Genomic DNA, 14348 nt, shown 5'->3' on the forward strand with positions numbered 1-14348 from the left:
ATGAAAAAAACAGTTGTTCTAAATATCGTTGCATTGTCATCCAGAGTAATTGGGGAGAATACTCCTTTTCTCAGTGGATGGATTGCTAAGCAAAAAAAAGCTATTGTAGAGCCTGTTTTGCCAGCTGTAACCTGCTCGGCTCAATCTGTTTACCTAACCGGGAAAATGCCTTCCGAAAATGGAATTGTGGGAAATGGCTGGTATTTCAGGGATGAATGTGAAATTAAATTTTGGAGACAATCCAATCGCTTGGTTCGGGCTCCAAAAATCTGGGATAAGTTAAAGACGGAAAATTCTGGCTTCACTTGTGCCAATATGTTTTGGTGGTACAATATGTATTCTTCGGTGGATTTAGCGGTGACGCCTCGCCCACTTTATCCTTCAGATGGGAGGAAATTGCCTGATTGTCACTCTCAGCCGATGGAATTACGGGATAGACTTCAAAATGAATTGGGTCAGTTTCCTCTTTTTTCCTTCTGGGGACCAAATGCTAATATTTCCTCTACCCAATGGATCGCCGAGGCCACCAAAAAGGTAGATCAATGGTATAACCCAACACTTAACTTGGTGTATTTACCCCATCTGGACTATGGGTTACAGAAGTATGGACTAGATTTTTCAAAAATCGGATCGCTTTTGAAGGAAGTAGATGAAGTAGCAAAAGATCTAATTACCTATTTTGAAAGTCAAGGAACCCAAGTTCTCTTGCTCTCTGAATATGGTATCACAAATGTCTCCCAACCTATTCATATCAACCGCTTGCTCCGATCTGCGGGATGGATTCAGGTGAAGGATGAATTGGGCTTGGAAACTTTGGATGCAGGCACTTCTCAGGCTTTTGCGATCGCTGACCATCAAATTGCCCACGTGCATGTTCAAGATCCCGCGGTTTTTGATCAAGTAAAAAGTTTATTAGAAAATACTCCGGGGATTGAGTTGGTACTTGACAAAAAGGCTCAGGCAAATTATGGTTTAGATCATCCTCGATCAGGAGATTTGGTAGTGGTAGCGGATAAGGACTCCTGGTTTACTTATTATTTCTGGTTGGATGATGAAAAAGCTCCAGATTATGCGCGATGTGTGGACATTCATCGAAAGCCCGGCTATGACCCGGTAGAATTATTTTTAGATCCTGCGATTAAAATTCCTTTGCTAAAAGTGGGGTCTAAGGTTTTGAAGAAAAAACTGGGATTCAGATATCTGATGGATGTAATTCCTCTAGATGCGACGCTAGTTAAAGGATCACATGGTAGATTACCGGAGGAGGATGAAGACAAGCCGATTTTTGTGGGAAATACTAGCCTTCTGAATTCAGAAAAAATTCAACCTACAGACGTTTTTGATTTAATTTATCAGGCTGTCCAGGATTAAAGAACTTTTAATTTTTCCTTAACGGATTCGATATTTTCCTGCTTTTTAGGCTCACGGTATTTCTTACAGTAATCTGTATGATAATCGTGTTTTTCCAAAAATGTCAATTGTAATTCATTCCAAGCTTGTTCGGAAAGTGAAGGATTAAAGTGAAGTAATTCCTCGTATAAAGCATTTCCTTGACGTAAAAAGTCATCCGTTCCTAAGTATTCCAAATCTGCATCTGCAATGATTCGCTCCAGTTGGTTAGTTGGTGTTTGAGGGATCTTGGTTGCCATGATCATTCCATGGATTTTTTTCAAGTCCTCATCTGAGACAAGATCCTTCAGGTACTTGGTGGCTATACCACAACCAATTTCCTCATGATTTTTTGGGTTTTCTACAAATCCAGTATCGTGAAAAAGTGCGGCTAGTCGAAGAAGTTCAATCTCGGATTCGCTGATTTTTTCAATTCCGGCTAAAAATAGAGCCTTTTCAGACACATATTGGGTATGAGCCAGATTGTGGTATGTCAGATAATCCGGAAGCTTTTCCAGAATATCCTGATACACGCGTTTTTGTATTTTTTCAAAGTCAATCATATGTGCTTTTTCCCCACTTTTTTGATGACACCACCCTTGACTTCCTTGATGGTCTGCACGTAGAAGAAAGCTTTCGGGTCTATTTCTTGAATGGCTAATTTCATTCGATGGACTTCAAGACGGGTCACAACCGTCATGATAATATCCACAGGATGATGAATATGAAAGGTGTCTGGAAGGTACCCTCTTTCACCTTTATATACTGAAATTGCCTTCTTAAAATCTTTTACTATCAATTCTTTGACCAATTCGTGTTCTTTTGAAATAATTGTTAATGCAGTGTACTCTTCAAAGCCTTCCACGACGTAGTCAGTAGTCTTTATAGCTGTAAAATACGTTAAAATTGAATACATGGCAGGTTCTATCCCAAAAACAAAGGCTGCGGACAGCATAATTAGGGAATTGAGAAACACGGTGATCTCACTGGCAGTCAAGGCTGAGTTCTTGTGAAAGTACTCTGTAATCACCTCAAAACCGTCAATTAAGCCACCTCCACGGATAATTAGACCAATACCTGTTCCCATCAAAAACCCACCAAATACCGCAATCAAAACCTTATCGTCAGTCACAGTCGGAACTTCCAGAAAGTGAAGTACAATGGTCAAAAGAAAAATGGATATGCCACTTTGGATGGCAAATGTTCTGCCTATCATTCTCCAAGCCATAAATAGGAATGGAAGGTTAAGCAGTACCAATAACAAATTAAGATCAATACCAAAACCCAGATTGACCAAAATAGCAATACCTGTCACTCCTCCATCCAAAAACCTATTGGGGAGCATGAATGCCTCCAAGGCGATGGCCGCCAAGGCAACCCCTGCTATGGTGTAGGCAAGCGAGTGAGGTGAAAGGATGGATTTCCAATCGATGGGTTGTTTCGAAAGTTTTGTCATCCTTTAACTAGTTGATAAAATCCTCACAGGTATTTGAATAAATCCTTTTCAAAAGGGTGGTTTTCAATAAGGTAGATTTAAGAAAATAATAATTTAGTAGTTTCCCAAGAAAGAATTCAAATATTTTAGGGAAATCTTTCAAATGTTGGATTGAAACTAATCAGCCATCCTGAATTTTCAGGATGGCTGAAGGTTTTTAATGCTCTAAACTGGTGGTAACTTTTGGAGCCTCTTTGGTCCATGAACTTACGTCCAATTTTCTTGGAGTAGGAAGAATTTCATCCAAAGTATTTCCATCATAGATCCGTCCGTCTTTCACCACATGCGTGATGGTATTGGTGTTTCGGATATTTTCCAATGGGTTTTCTGAAAGAATTACCAAGTCAGCTAATTTCCCGCTTTCTATACTTCCCAGTTCTTTGTCCAAGCCCAAAGCTTCAGCTCCCAAAATGGTAGCTGTACGAAGTGCATCCATGTTACTCATGCCTCCACTAGCCACAGACCAAAGTTCCCAATGGTAGCCTAGTCCCTGCAATTGTCCATGGGAACCAACACCTGCTAATCCGCCTCGTTTCACGATATCATTGATTCCTCTCGCATGATCTTCGAAGACATGGTCTTCTGGGGCAAACCAGCCTCCAAGTCCTCCCACTCTTCTTCGGGCTTTGGAGTTCATTTCATTGTATGGAGTAAAGCGATTTAGCTTCGGATCGTGAAGCGGGCTTTCTGTGGTGTAGTAATAATTTTCTGCCCAAGGACCGCCATAAGCCACCAAGAGGGTAGGAGTCACGGCCATTTTGCTTTCAGCAATTGTGTGGGTCACATCAGAATATAGAGGGTAAATCGGAATCGCGTGCTCATGACCAGGGTATCCATCAAATAATTGGGTCATGTTGAGTTTGTAATCCAATCCACCTTCAGTGGTAGGCATCAGCTTTTGCTCTTTGGCAGCCATGATGACCCATTGTCTATGCTGTCTATTACCAACCAGGTACATTTTGATGTATTGGGTATTGAAGTACTTGGAGTATTGCTTCAGCACGTTTTTGGTTTGCTCTAAGGACTTCAGATTGTACATCCAATAACCAACACCTGGTCCTGTGGAATAAACCCGCGGTCCAGGAATCATACCTGCTTCAACCATATCCGCATAGGTCAATACATCAGTGGTTGCTGTCTGTGGATCTCTGGTGGTAGTTACTCCATAGGCTAGGTTGGCAGCATAGATCCAAACGGTGTTTTTATGAAGATTCCAAGTTGGCCACATGTGAGCATGGGTGTCAACAAATCCAGGCGTAACTGTTTTGCCTGCTAAGTCAACGACTTCTGCCCCAGTGGCATCAAGTGTTCCCGTTGCCCCAACTGCTTTAATTCGGTTATTCTCGATTAGAATGTCACCTCTTTCAATGACCTCATCATCCTTCATGGTGATGATTCGAGCATTTTGGAGTAGAATTTTTCCAGTTGGGATATCCTTCGCAAAGTAAACCTTCACCTGATACTCTTCAGGCTTGTAGGTTTCTTTCTCTTTTTGCTGGGCTTTATAAATACTATCGGCCTTAGCTAATTCTTTGTCCGCTTTGAATAAGGAATCGATTCGTTCTTTTTCAGCTTTAGCCAAGGAATCTGCCAATTTTACTGCAGCCTCACCTTGTGCTTTCAAAGCTGCTACGCTATCCGCATTTGCCAGCATTTTTGCTTTTTTAGCACTTGCTACTGAATCTTCTACAAATTCAGCTCTGGCGATATCATAGACCCAATGCCCATTTCCTAGAGACCAATGGACTTTTTCTCCATTGGCTTCCCAAGCCGGCCATTCGCCTCCGATTTCTGTGAGTTGTCGGGAAGGGAAACTACTTGACTTTGGATCGGCAACATTAATGCTTGGAGTTTTTCCTACTTGAGGGATGGTCACAACATAGACATTATTGTTTACCTGGGCCAAAGCTTTGTTTCCTTTCGGAGCCATCAAAATGGTACTTGCACTTGCTGGACTCATTTGAGGTTCCTGTGCAGAAACTCCTTCAGGAAGCATACAATAATTCAATGAACTGGCATTTGAAAAAGGCTTACCCATGACATAGCGATAGTCTGCAAGTTCCGCATGCTCATGATCGTCATGCGAGTCTAAAACAGATCCAAATGGAGTGATACCAGTGATTTTTGCATGGGTTTTCTCATCTGTTCCATCCCATTGTATGCTGAGAAGGGTGCCTCCAGGTCCGTTCAAATAGATTCTTGAAGTATCCTGAGTAAAGTGTGCGTTTCCTATTCCTCGAGCATCCCGGATTTTCCGAACAGATCCTCCAGAAGCAGGAATCCAAGCTAAAATGGATTCTGCACCACTGATTCCAGGTCCTTCCGAATCTTCCATCAAGCGCTTGTCTCCTTTAAAGACAACGATTTTTCCATTTGGTCCCCAAACTGGCCCCATGTAAAGGGCACTTTCCTGCGTCAGTCGAGTAATAGTAGTGGATCTTCCAAAGCTAGCTTTGTATAGATGTCCTCCCTCTTGTTCGTCCCAAGTGGTAAATACCAATTGGCTTCCATCAGGGCTCCAAGAAGGCATGGCCTCTGTAAAATCATGATTACTTACCCTCATAGGCTCTCCATTAGGGAAGTCCATGACGTATAGTCGATTCAAAGCTGTAAATGCGAGTTTTTTTCCACCAGGAGAAGGTACTCCATCGCGGATTTGTGTGGCAAGTTTGGCGGTGGTGTCTTTTACTTCATAATTGAAATAGAGGCGAGGCCCCATAGCCAATTTTACATCTGCCTCAAATGGGATTTCTACCGCAGAACTTCCATCCACTGGGATTCTCCAGATTTTTCCACCGTAGGAAGCAATGACATTTTTGCTGTCTGGAGTGAAAGCCATGGCTGGTAATACACCCTGTGGAGCAATGGATTCCTGTTCATCTCGCTGAACAGGGTAGGCGAGCCATTTTTCTTCGCCAGAATTCAAATCACGAATCACTAAGCCGGTCCTATCATCCCATCTCGAACCATAAACCAACCAATTCCCATCATCGGAAAGAGTGGGGGTAAATGCTGATCCGTAGCGGGAAGTGATGCTGGTAATTTTACCTTCTTCCAGATCATAGGTTCCGACCTGATACTGTGGAAGCATAGCATTGTAATTCCAGGAACCTGTTCGATGGGAGAAATAGATTTTTTTACCATCCGGGCTGACAAATGGATCGATTGTCTTCATGGAGCTTGGATCTGGATTGAGTTGGATTCCTCCGCCACCATCCTTATGATACATCCAAAGTTTAGTGATTCTACGGCCTTTGGCTACCACAATGTAATCCCCATCTGGAGTCCAGTCAGCTCCCGGTACATCACCGTTTTTGTCTTTTGTGATTTGGACGGTGTCTTTTTTGACTAGGTCTATGTACCAAAGATTATCGTTTCCAGCCCTGTCAGATGTGAAAAGGATTTTTTCTCCATCTGGTGAAAACCGAGGATGCGTCTCGTAGGCCATTCCTGTTGTGATTGGGGTAGCTTTTCCTCCTTCGATTGGAATGGTGTAGATGTCGCCCATCAAGTCAAAGGCGATGGTCTTGCCATCCGGACTGACATCCAAACTTATCCAAGTCCCTTCTTGGGTAGTGAATTTTACTTCCCGCTCAGGTTTGAGAGGAAGATCCTTGAATTTGGGGTAGTCGAGGGAGTCTTTTTTGGTGCTGTCACTTTGAATGACTTTTTCCAAAATTTGAGGTGCGTTTTCGGTTTTTGGAACAATAGCAGCGAAGCTTATCGTAGCTCCTAAAGCCACCAAAAAAGCTGGTTGGATGATTTTTTTCATATTGATTTGGGTTTTCGGCTGGATAATCTACTAGGAAAATTTCTAATTCTATGGAAATCTGAGTAGTGTACTCGAAATACCAAAGATTCATTCAATTTATCCATCAGTTTGTGAATCTAGGATTTCTTCATCTCCCTGTCTTATTAATTCTCTTTCAATTAATCCGATAAAGTTATCTAAAGCAGGAATTAAATTTTCAATCCTACTTTTAAATATAAATGTGCTGTTTTTTTGAAGTTGGATCAGATGCAAAAACTCATCTTTGTAGATCACCTTGGGATCAGAAATTTTATTCTGTATAGATTGCTCATTGTTACTAAGCGTAACGATCATTCTGGAAGTGATTTGTTCCACCAAATCATTTTCCACAGATTCATCTGAGTTAATTCTTTCGAAAATTTTTTCAGTTCTGGGGATAATAAATTCATACAAATCTGCCATCTGAGAGCGGATGGAGTCATTAGATATTTTATCGATGCCACCCGATTTTATAGAGCCGTAGGTTCCTGAGTTATATTGAAAAAGAACCTCATAACGAAGTGCTGAAAAATATTGGTTTAGGGTATCCAGGTTTTCTTCCTTGATTTGGCGAAACTCCAAAAGTCGGTTTGCTGCGTTTTGCTTATTGTTTAATCTTGGAATTTGATTAGAAAAGTATCGCTTATCTTTTTCCAGGGTATTTCTTAGCTCATGGAGCATTTTCAATTCATAATTCTTGAGTTTCCGCTCCTCATTCCAAGTGTTGATCTGCAAAGCGATTAAGATTCCAACCACAACCAAGAAAATTTCACCTACCGCATAGGCCAAGTACTTGGTAATCTGATTTTTTTGAACCAGAGACATTCGGAATTTTCGAAAGAAGGAAACCATCCGGACTATTTAATTTCAGAAAGTACCTCAAGCACTTTTACCGGTTGGGCTTTGTTCTTGAGCTTAAGTTCTCCGATTTCTTGAAAGGAGAATTCGGTCACCACTGAATTGGCGTATTTTTCTAAAAGTAAAATCTGCCCGGGGCTAGCAGCAGATTGAAGTCGGGCTGCGACATTCACGGCATCTCCAATAACAGTGTAATCCAACCGTTTCAAGGACTTGGAACCAATGTTTCCAGATACCATTTCGCCGGTGTTGATCCCTATAGAAACTTCCGGTTTGAATTTGTTTTCCTTCGAAAATGCTGGCATTTCGTCCATTTTTTCTCGAATGGCTAAAGAGGTTCGAATTGCCCGAGCGAAGTGGTTTTCCCCCTGAAAAACTGCCATCACTGCATCTCCAATGAATTTATCCACGCTTCCCTGCTCATTAATGATTTCCTTGACCATCAAGTCAAAGTAATCGTTCAGGAGGTTGACAACCACATTTGGTTCTTCATTTTCTGAGATTTTGGTGAAGGCTACTAAATCAATGAAAACAACAGTGGCTTCAATGATTTCATTTTCCAAAAGACTGGATTCCAGTTCCTTATTTCCCATGAAATTTAGAACCGTCTCATCCACATACATTTTTAGAATGTTGTTTTCCCGTAGGGCTTTGAGTGTGGATTTAATTTGATTTCTGTATTGAATGGTCTTATCTAGGGTGATTTCTAAATCTCTAAAGTCCACCGGTTTGGTGATAAAATCAAAGGCCCCAAGGTTCATGGCAGTCCGGATATTTTCCATATCACCATAGGCAGAGATGATGACAGTTTTCAAGAGTGAATTTTTCTCTTTCACCTTAGAAAGCAGAGTCAATCCATCCATCTCGGGCATATTGATATCACTCAGAATCAAATCTACATCCGGATTTTCCTCGATTACTTCCAGGGCTATTCTTCCATTAAGTGCAAAAAGGAATTCTAATTCCCCGCCCTTGATTCGTTTTCGGAACTTCTGTTTGATCAGGATTTCTAAATCCGCCTCATCATCGACTACCAAGATTTTAACCATAGCACCTTTTATTTTTGGCTTTCGATCAACTTGTTGACCTCTACTTTGAGGGATTCAAAATCAATCGGTTTAGTGAAAAATTCCTTCGCTCCGGATTGCATGGCCTTCTCGTAGTTCTGCGAATCTCCATATGCCGAAATCATACTGACCTGAATTTCCGGGAAATGGGATTTGACTTTGTTGAGTAATTCAAGGCCGCTCATGCCAGGCATATTAATGTCTGAAAAAACATAGACCACCTTAGGTGGATGCTCCGAATCCAAGACTTCCAGAGCTTCTTCCCCAGAAAAGGCAAAGGCTAATTCCAATACCCCGCTTTTTACTTCTTTTCGGAATTTTTGTCGAAAAAGTAGTTCTACATCTTTCTCGTCGTCTACAATTAAGATTTTCATGATTGTGTTGTTTGGGGGATGATAATTTCAAATTCGGTGTATTCTCCTGGCTTACTGTTTACTTTAAGATCGCCACCATGCCCGTTTGTTATAATATCATAACTCATGGACAATCCTAATCCTGTACCTTTTCCCGTCGGTTTGGTCGTGAAAAAGGGTTGGAAGATTTTGGACTTGATCTCATCAGGAATGCCTTTTCCATTGTCCCGAACTGTAATTTTCACCCCGTTTTGGATTTTTTGGGTTTTGACCCAGACCGTCGGCATAAAGTCCGTTTGGCCTGCCTTTTCCAGTTCTTTTTTCTTCTCGTCTGCTGCATAAAAGCCGTTATTGATCAAATTCAATAAGACTCTACCGATATCGCCAGGGACTATATCAATTGGCTCGACGCTTTCATCAAGTTCAATTTTAAAGTCCGCCGTAAAACTCTTGTCTTTAGCTCGTAATCCATGGTAGGAAAGCCTAAGGTACTCGTCAGTCAGGGCGTTGATATCTGATTTTTCCTTTTGACCGGAGCTGCTTCTACTGTGGAGAAGCATTCCTTTAACGATGGAATCTGCTCGTTTTCCATGGTGAAGGATTTTTTGAAGATTAGCTTTCAAATCCTCAAGGATTTCTTTGGCATCTTCCTGATGTCCAGAATCCAGCTCTTCCTTAGCTTCATCAATTAATTCAGAACTTACCTCAGAGAAATTATTTACAAAATTGAGAGGGTTCTGTATTTCATGGGCAATTCCTGCGGTAAGCTCACCAAGAGAGGCCATTTTCTCGGAATGAATCAATTGATCCTGAGCTGCTTTAAGCTCTAGGAGTGCTTTTTCCAGCTCATTCTTTTTCTGGGTAATTTCTTTGGTTCGTTCCTGGACCTGCTTTTCCAACTGGGCTTTAAGTGCTTCGGTTACCTTGTATTCCCGTTCCTTCTGAAGAGCTTTCAGTCGCTCTTGCTCCAAAGCCTTTCGCTGCTTAGTATTATTGATCCACATCACGATAGCCCATACGATTGCAAAGAAGGTAGCCGTGCTGTGATAAACCTCTATAGAATTGAAAAATGAAGGACTGATAACCTCTAGAAACTCTTGGATAACGATCAGTCCCATCAAAGGTAACCAAGCATAGATCATCCCTTTCCTATGCTGAAGTTCAGGATTGCGAAGCGTCAAATAGACAATCAATGCCCCCAATCCAAAATTCAAGAAAAGCGCGATTTGGGATATTACTGGGATGCCAGAATTAGAAAATGCCCAAAGGACAAATGCTGCTATCATCCCGCCGTTGATGATGCGCTTCCACTCCGCAGAAACCTCAATTGGCCCCATCGGACGCCGGAGATAGAACAATAAAATCAGCAGGATGGCTCCTAGATTCATAGCACTTCTGGTTTTTGGGTTGAGTTTAAAGGTAGGAATATAGTGAAAGTGGTATAAGAATCCGACCCCGTTTTGCTTTCTGCTGTTAATTCACCCTGATAGGACTTGACCGTATCGTAGCTTAAAGAGAGTCCTAGACCTGTTCCAAAACCAGTTGGTTTGGTTGTAAAGAAGGGTTGGAATATCTTCCCAATAATGTCTTGAGGGATTCCTGTTCCATTATCTGTGATCTTAATTTCGATTCCTTTCTTTGTTCGATGGGTACTGATTTTTACCCGAGGAATGTAATTGGGATCTTCCGTTTCCTTGGATTTTTCATGGACAGCATAGAAGGCATTGTTGCAAATATTGATTAGGATACGTCCAATTTCCTTTCGAATCACTTCAACCTCAGGAAGGGTTGGCTCTAAATCCGTTGAGTAATCCGCTTTGAAGTCGGGTTCTTTTGCCCGAACACCGTGGTAACTCAGACGAAGACATTCATCGGCTAGAGCATTGATATCGGTTGGCTCTTTATTCCCGACACTAGCCTTTGAGTGTTGTAGCATTGCCTTTACGATGGCGTCAGCGCGCATGCTATGAAGGGAGATTCGATCCAGATTATCTTTGATTTCTTTTGCTAAGGACTTTGCTTCATCGTATTCTCCATTTTGGATTTCGTCATTCATTTCATCCATCAGTTCATGACTGACTTCGGAAAAATTCTTGACAAAATTGAGCGGGTTCTGAATTTCATGGGCAATACCCGCGGTCAACTCACCCAAGGAAGCCATCTTTTCCGCCTGTATCAATTGGGATTGGGTGGCTTTTAGGTTTTCATGGGTTTGATTAAGCTCTTCATAGGCTTTTTCGATTTCTTTGGCATGCGCCAATTCCCGCTCCTTCGCCCTTTCCCGTTCAGCCTTCAAAAGGCGATTTTTTTGGTAAAGGTGCATGGGATAAATCATGGAAAGAAAAACCACCAAATAGAAAGCATAAGCCCACCAGCTTCTATACCAAGGAGGAAGGATGGTGAAAGAAAAAGTAACAACATCACTCCACTCTGATGGCTGATCTATACTGTTTCCCGCATAGCGGGCACGGACTCGGAAGGTGTAGTCTCCTTCTTGAATATTGCCAAAGGTAGCGGATGTCCTACGTAAGATCGGGCTCCAATCAGACTCATAACCTTCTAGAATATGCTGATATTCGATCAGGTAGGGTTTTGCCAATTCATTGGTGCTGAATTCAATATTGATCTGATTGTGTCTATAGGGAAGTTCCAGATTTTCCGGAATCGGGATAAAAGGGGTTACCCCATCCATTTTTACCCCTTCAAATCGATCCTTCAATTCCTGTTTTTCAGCAGCAGGGAGCCTTCTGCCCAAGGTAATCAGCTGGTCTGTAATGCTAGAAAAAGATTCAGAACCCTCACTTTCTATAAATAAATGCCAAGGGATTACTTCTTCGTTAAGTCGAACCTGTTTGATTTCAATTATTGGCGGAGTAGTGTCGGCTTGTATTCGACTAGGATCCATTCGGACCAGGCCTGTTTTTACGCTTCCTGTTCCTGCCCAGATTAATCCTTTGGAATCCAAAAGCATCCCATTTTGGCCATCGGTAAGGTCTTTTACAGGGAAGCCAGTGTCCGAATTGAAAATCTCAAAATTTCTGAGTTTAGGATCTTGTTCTGGATGATATTCCAGACTTGTGATCCCCTGATTGGTTCCTATGGAAATGGATTTTCCAGGTAAATCGACAATCTGTAAAATGAAATTATCAGGCAATCCATTTTCCGTATTGAAGCTGTTAAAAGGATTGGATTGGATTTCTTCACCTGAGGTGATTTTATTTTGGATTTCTCTGGGTAAAATGCTCAATCCATGAGTCGTTCCTATCCAGAGGTTTTCCGACTCATCCATTTCTAATCGTACTACCGTTGGATCGATTAGACCTTGATCTAGTCCAAAATTGATAAAGCTTTCCCCATCATATCGGCTTATTCCTCCATCTAAAACTCCAAACCAAATAATTCCATCGCTATCCTCTTCGATACTTGTAATGATCTCTCCGATTAATCCTTGGTCTTTGGTAAAATGCTCAAAACCATTTCCATCAAAACGGCTGACTCCATAGTCTGTACCTATCCAAATATCTCCGGACTTACTCTCAAAAAGCGAGTAAATCTCATTGGAGAGTAAGCCTTGCTCTATTCCATAATGAGAAATCCGATTTCCATCCAATACACTTAGTCCGTCACCGGATGTACCAAACCAAATTCGGTTTTGTTGGCCTTCTAATAAGCTGTAAACAATATCTCCAGAAAGACCCTGAGAAGAAGAATAAGTGGTAAAAGATTTCCCGTCATATTTACTGACACCCCATCCATTGGTTCCAAACCATAAATTGCCTTCATGGTCCTCCATACTGGTCAGGATAATATTTCCAGCAAGTCCCTGTTGATTTGTGTAGCTGGTAAAGCCTAAGCCGTCCAAGCGGCTCACTCCGCCTCCATCAGTACAAAACCAAAGTTTTCCTCGCTGATCTTTTACAATGTCCAAAACACTGTTTCCGGCTAGTCCTTGTTCGGTGGTATAGCTAATAATTTTATCCCCTTCGAATCTGCTGATTCCTGTCTCGGTAGCTACCCAAACCCATCCATCCGAATCCTGATTGATTGCTCGGACAACATTTCCTGCTAATCCATTCTGACGTGTGAAGCAAGTGAATCGCCCATTTTCTAGTCGGCACACCCCGGCACCTAAAGTACCAATCCAGATAGATTCTGGAGATTCTGCAAAAATGGCTCGTACTCGATTAGAGGGAAGGCCATTTGCCTGTCCAAATGAATTTAAATTTTCTCCATCGTAGGAAAACAAACCTGCACCATTGGTTCCTATCCAAAGTGTACCATCAGCATCAGCAGTCAAGCTGATGATAGCTTCTTCTCCTAATTCCTCATTGAAAGGAGCCGGAGAAAAATTATTTCCATTATATCGAATAAGTCCGGCCCCATCGGTACCCATCCAAATGTTACCATTCAGATCTTCAGCCAGAGTATAGACTATGTCATCTCCCAATTCATTGTAGCCAAAGTTTTGAAAGACTACACCATCAAACTTACTAACTCCACCTTCTACAGTTCCAAACCAGAGATTTCCTTGGGAATCCTCTAAAATATCCCGGACGGCATTTCCAGCTAAGCCTTGGCTTTCCGTGTAATTAAAAAACTCCAATCCGTCAAACCTACTGACTCCTCCTCCGGCAGTTCCAAACCAAATATGCCCTCGGCTATCAACCAAAGCACAGTTTACTCCATCAATAGGTAGTCCCTCATCAGAGGTGTATTTTTTGAATTGTGCTATTCCTCCTTCACCTAAGATAAAGGCTCTTCCAGTAGAATCGAGTAGAACAGATCCGTCCTCATTTCTTAATACTTGAAAATTATTTTGTTGTGGAGGTTCAATCCCACGACTGGAATAATTGGACAAAAGAACTATTTCAGGAGAAGCGAGTTCACTAAGTGAAATTTTTTCGGGTTTGTGTTCAGGAGCTAGGTCTGAAATAGAGATTTTGATTGGGGATTCGGTTTGCTGAAAATTCATTTCGGAAGAACTCTCCTCCTGCGAGCTACAGGAAAAAAGAATCAAGCTGAATAGCAAAAACGGAAATAAAAAGTCTTTCATAGAGAAATAAAAAATAGGGGTTTTGAGAGCTTCCTAGAAGATTTAAAAGGAGTAAAAAAAACTTGAAAATAATACATCAGGCCTGGGATTAGATAAAAATTAAAATTGGGCTAGAGAATAGAATTCTTCCAATTTGTATTGGGAAAATACAAAAAGTATTTCAATTCTGTTAAAATGTCAGAAATAAGTTGACTTAAGTGTGGCCTAGCTGATTTTTCTGGTAATTAAGTGTTTCAAAGAATTTTAGCCGTTTGAAACTATTTCATTTAATTAAATAAGATTTGGTCAATTTTTCGGGGCTTATTCTTATATTGACACAGGCCTATCTAGGCAAAATCATATT

General features: G+C 41.4%; 9 protein-coding genes. 1 reads left to right on the forward strand and 8 read right to left on the reverse strand.

Annotation, left to right across the window (positions count from 1 at the left end; translation table 11 throughout):
- Window positions 1–1371: an alkaline phosphatase family protein gene (locus tag NY014_RS12650; RefSeq protein WP_259414955.1), complete on the forward strand. Its 1371-nt coding sequence runs from the start codon at window positions 1–3 to the stop codon at window positions 1369–1371.
- Here the strand turns inward: NY014_RS12650 and NY014_RS12655 are convergent.
- The 8 genes from NY014_RS12655 to NY014_RS12690 form a co-directional block, all read right to left on the reverse strand.
- Window positions 1368–1952, reverse strand: coding sequence for an HD domain-containing protein (locus NY014_RS12655; RefSeq protein WP_259414956.1), 585 nt, complete (start codon window positions 1950–1952; stop codon window positions 1368–1370). The two genes, NY014_RS12650 and NY014_RS12655, sit on opposite strands and share 4 nt — an antisense overlap.
- Complete coding sequence (locus NY014_RS12660; RefSeq protein ID WP_259414957.1) at window positions 1949–2845, reverse strand: YitT family protein; 897 nt, start codon at window positions 2843–2845, stop codon at window positions 1949–1951. Before NY014_RS12660 ends, NY014_RS12655 begins: the two co-directional genes overlap by 4 nt.
- Window positions 2846–3041: 196 nt before the next feature.
- Entirely contained in the window at window positions 3042–6656 is a 3615-nt protein-coding gene (locus NY014_RS12665; protein WP_259414958.1) for an amidohydrolase family protein, read from the reverse strand.
- Window positions 6657–6752: 96 nt separating this feature from the next.
- Entirely contained in the window at window positions 6753–7499 is a 747-nt protein-coding gene (locus NY014_RS12670; RefSeq protein WP_259414959.1) for a DUF6090 family protein, read from the reverse strand.
- Window positions 7500–7531: 32 nt separating this feature from the next.
- The gene (locus NY014_RS12675; protein ID WP_259414960.1) at window positions 7532–8581 is read right to left on the reverse strand and encodes an adenylate/guanylate cyclase domain-containing protein; all 1050 of its coding nucleotides are present in this window, start codon (window positions 8579–8581) and stop codon (window positions 7532–7534) included.
- Window positions 8582–8589: 8 nt separating this feature from the next.
- The gene (locus NY014_RS12680; protein ID WP_259414961.1) at window positions 8590–8973 is read right to left on the reverse strand and encodes a response regulator; all 384 of its coding nucleotides are present in this window, start codon (window positions 8971–8973) and stop codon (window positions 8590–8592) included.
- A complete protein-coding gene (locus NY014_RS12685) occupies window positions 8970–10340 on the reverse strand; it encodes a sensor histidine kinase (protein WP_259414962.1) in 1371 nt (456 codons plus the stop codon). The genes NY014_RS12680 and NY014_RS12685 overlap by 4 nt, the downstream gene beginning before the upstream one ends.
- Complete coding sequence (locus NY014_RS12690) at window positions 10337–13924, reverse strand: two-component regulator propeller domain-containing protein (RefSeq protein ID WP_259414963.1); 3588 nt, start codon at window positions 13922–13924, stop codon at window positions 10337–10339. The genes NY014_RS12685 and NY014_RS12690 overlap by 4 nt, the downstream gene beginning before the upstream one ends.
- Window positions 13925–14348: the final 424 nt, after the last annotated feature.

The sequence above is a fragment of the Algoriphagus limi genome (assembly GCF_024919275.1).
In the GTDB taxonomy this organism is placed as follows: domain Bacteria; phylum Bacteroidota; class Bacteroidia; order Cytophagales; family Cyclobacteriaceae; genus Algoriphagus; species Algoriphagus limi.

Excerpts from the sequence above, each read along its gene's own strand:
- NY014_RS12680 (WP_259414961.1), bottom strand. The coding sequence starts at position 8,973 with ATGAAAATCTTAATTGTAGACGACGAGAAAGATGTAGAACTACTTTTT.
- NY014_RS12660 (WP_259414957.1), bottom strand. The coding sequence starts at position 2,845 with ATGACAAAACTTTCGAAACAACCCATCGATTGGAAATCCATCCTTTCA.
- NY014_RS12690 (WP_259414963.1), bottom strand. The coding sequence starts at position 13,924 with ATGAATTTTCAGCAAACCGAATCCCCAATCAAAATCTCTATTTCAGAC.
- NY014_RS12685 (WP_259414962.1), bottom strand. The coding sequence starts at position 10,340 with ATGAATCTAGGAGCCATCCTGCTGATTTTATTGTTCTATCTCCGGCGT.
- NY014_RS12675 (WP_259414960.1), bottom strand. The coding sequence starts at position 8,581 with ATGGTTAAAATCTTGGTAGTCGATGATGAGGCGGATTTAGAAATCCTG.
- NY014_RS12650 (WP_259414955.1), top strand. The coding sequence starts at position 1 with ATGAAAAAAACAGTTGTTCTAAATATCGTTGCATTGTCATCCAGAGTA.
- NY014_RS12665 (WP_259414958.1), bottom strand. The coding sequence starts at position 6,656 with ATGAAAAAAATCATCCAACCAGCTTTTTTGGTGGCTTTAGGAGCTACG.
- NY014_RS12670 (WP_259414959.1), bottom strand. The coding sequence starts at position 7,499 with ATGTCTCTGGTTCAAAAAAATCAGATTACCAAGTACTTGGCCTATGCG.
- NY014_RS12655 (WP_259414956.1), bottom strand. The coding sequence starts at position 1,952 with ATGATTGACTTTGAAAAAATACAAAAACGCGTGTATCAGGATATTCTG.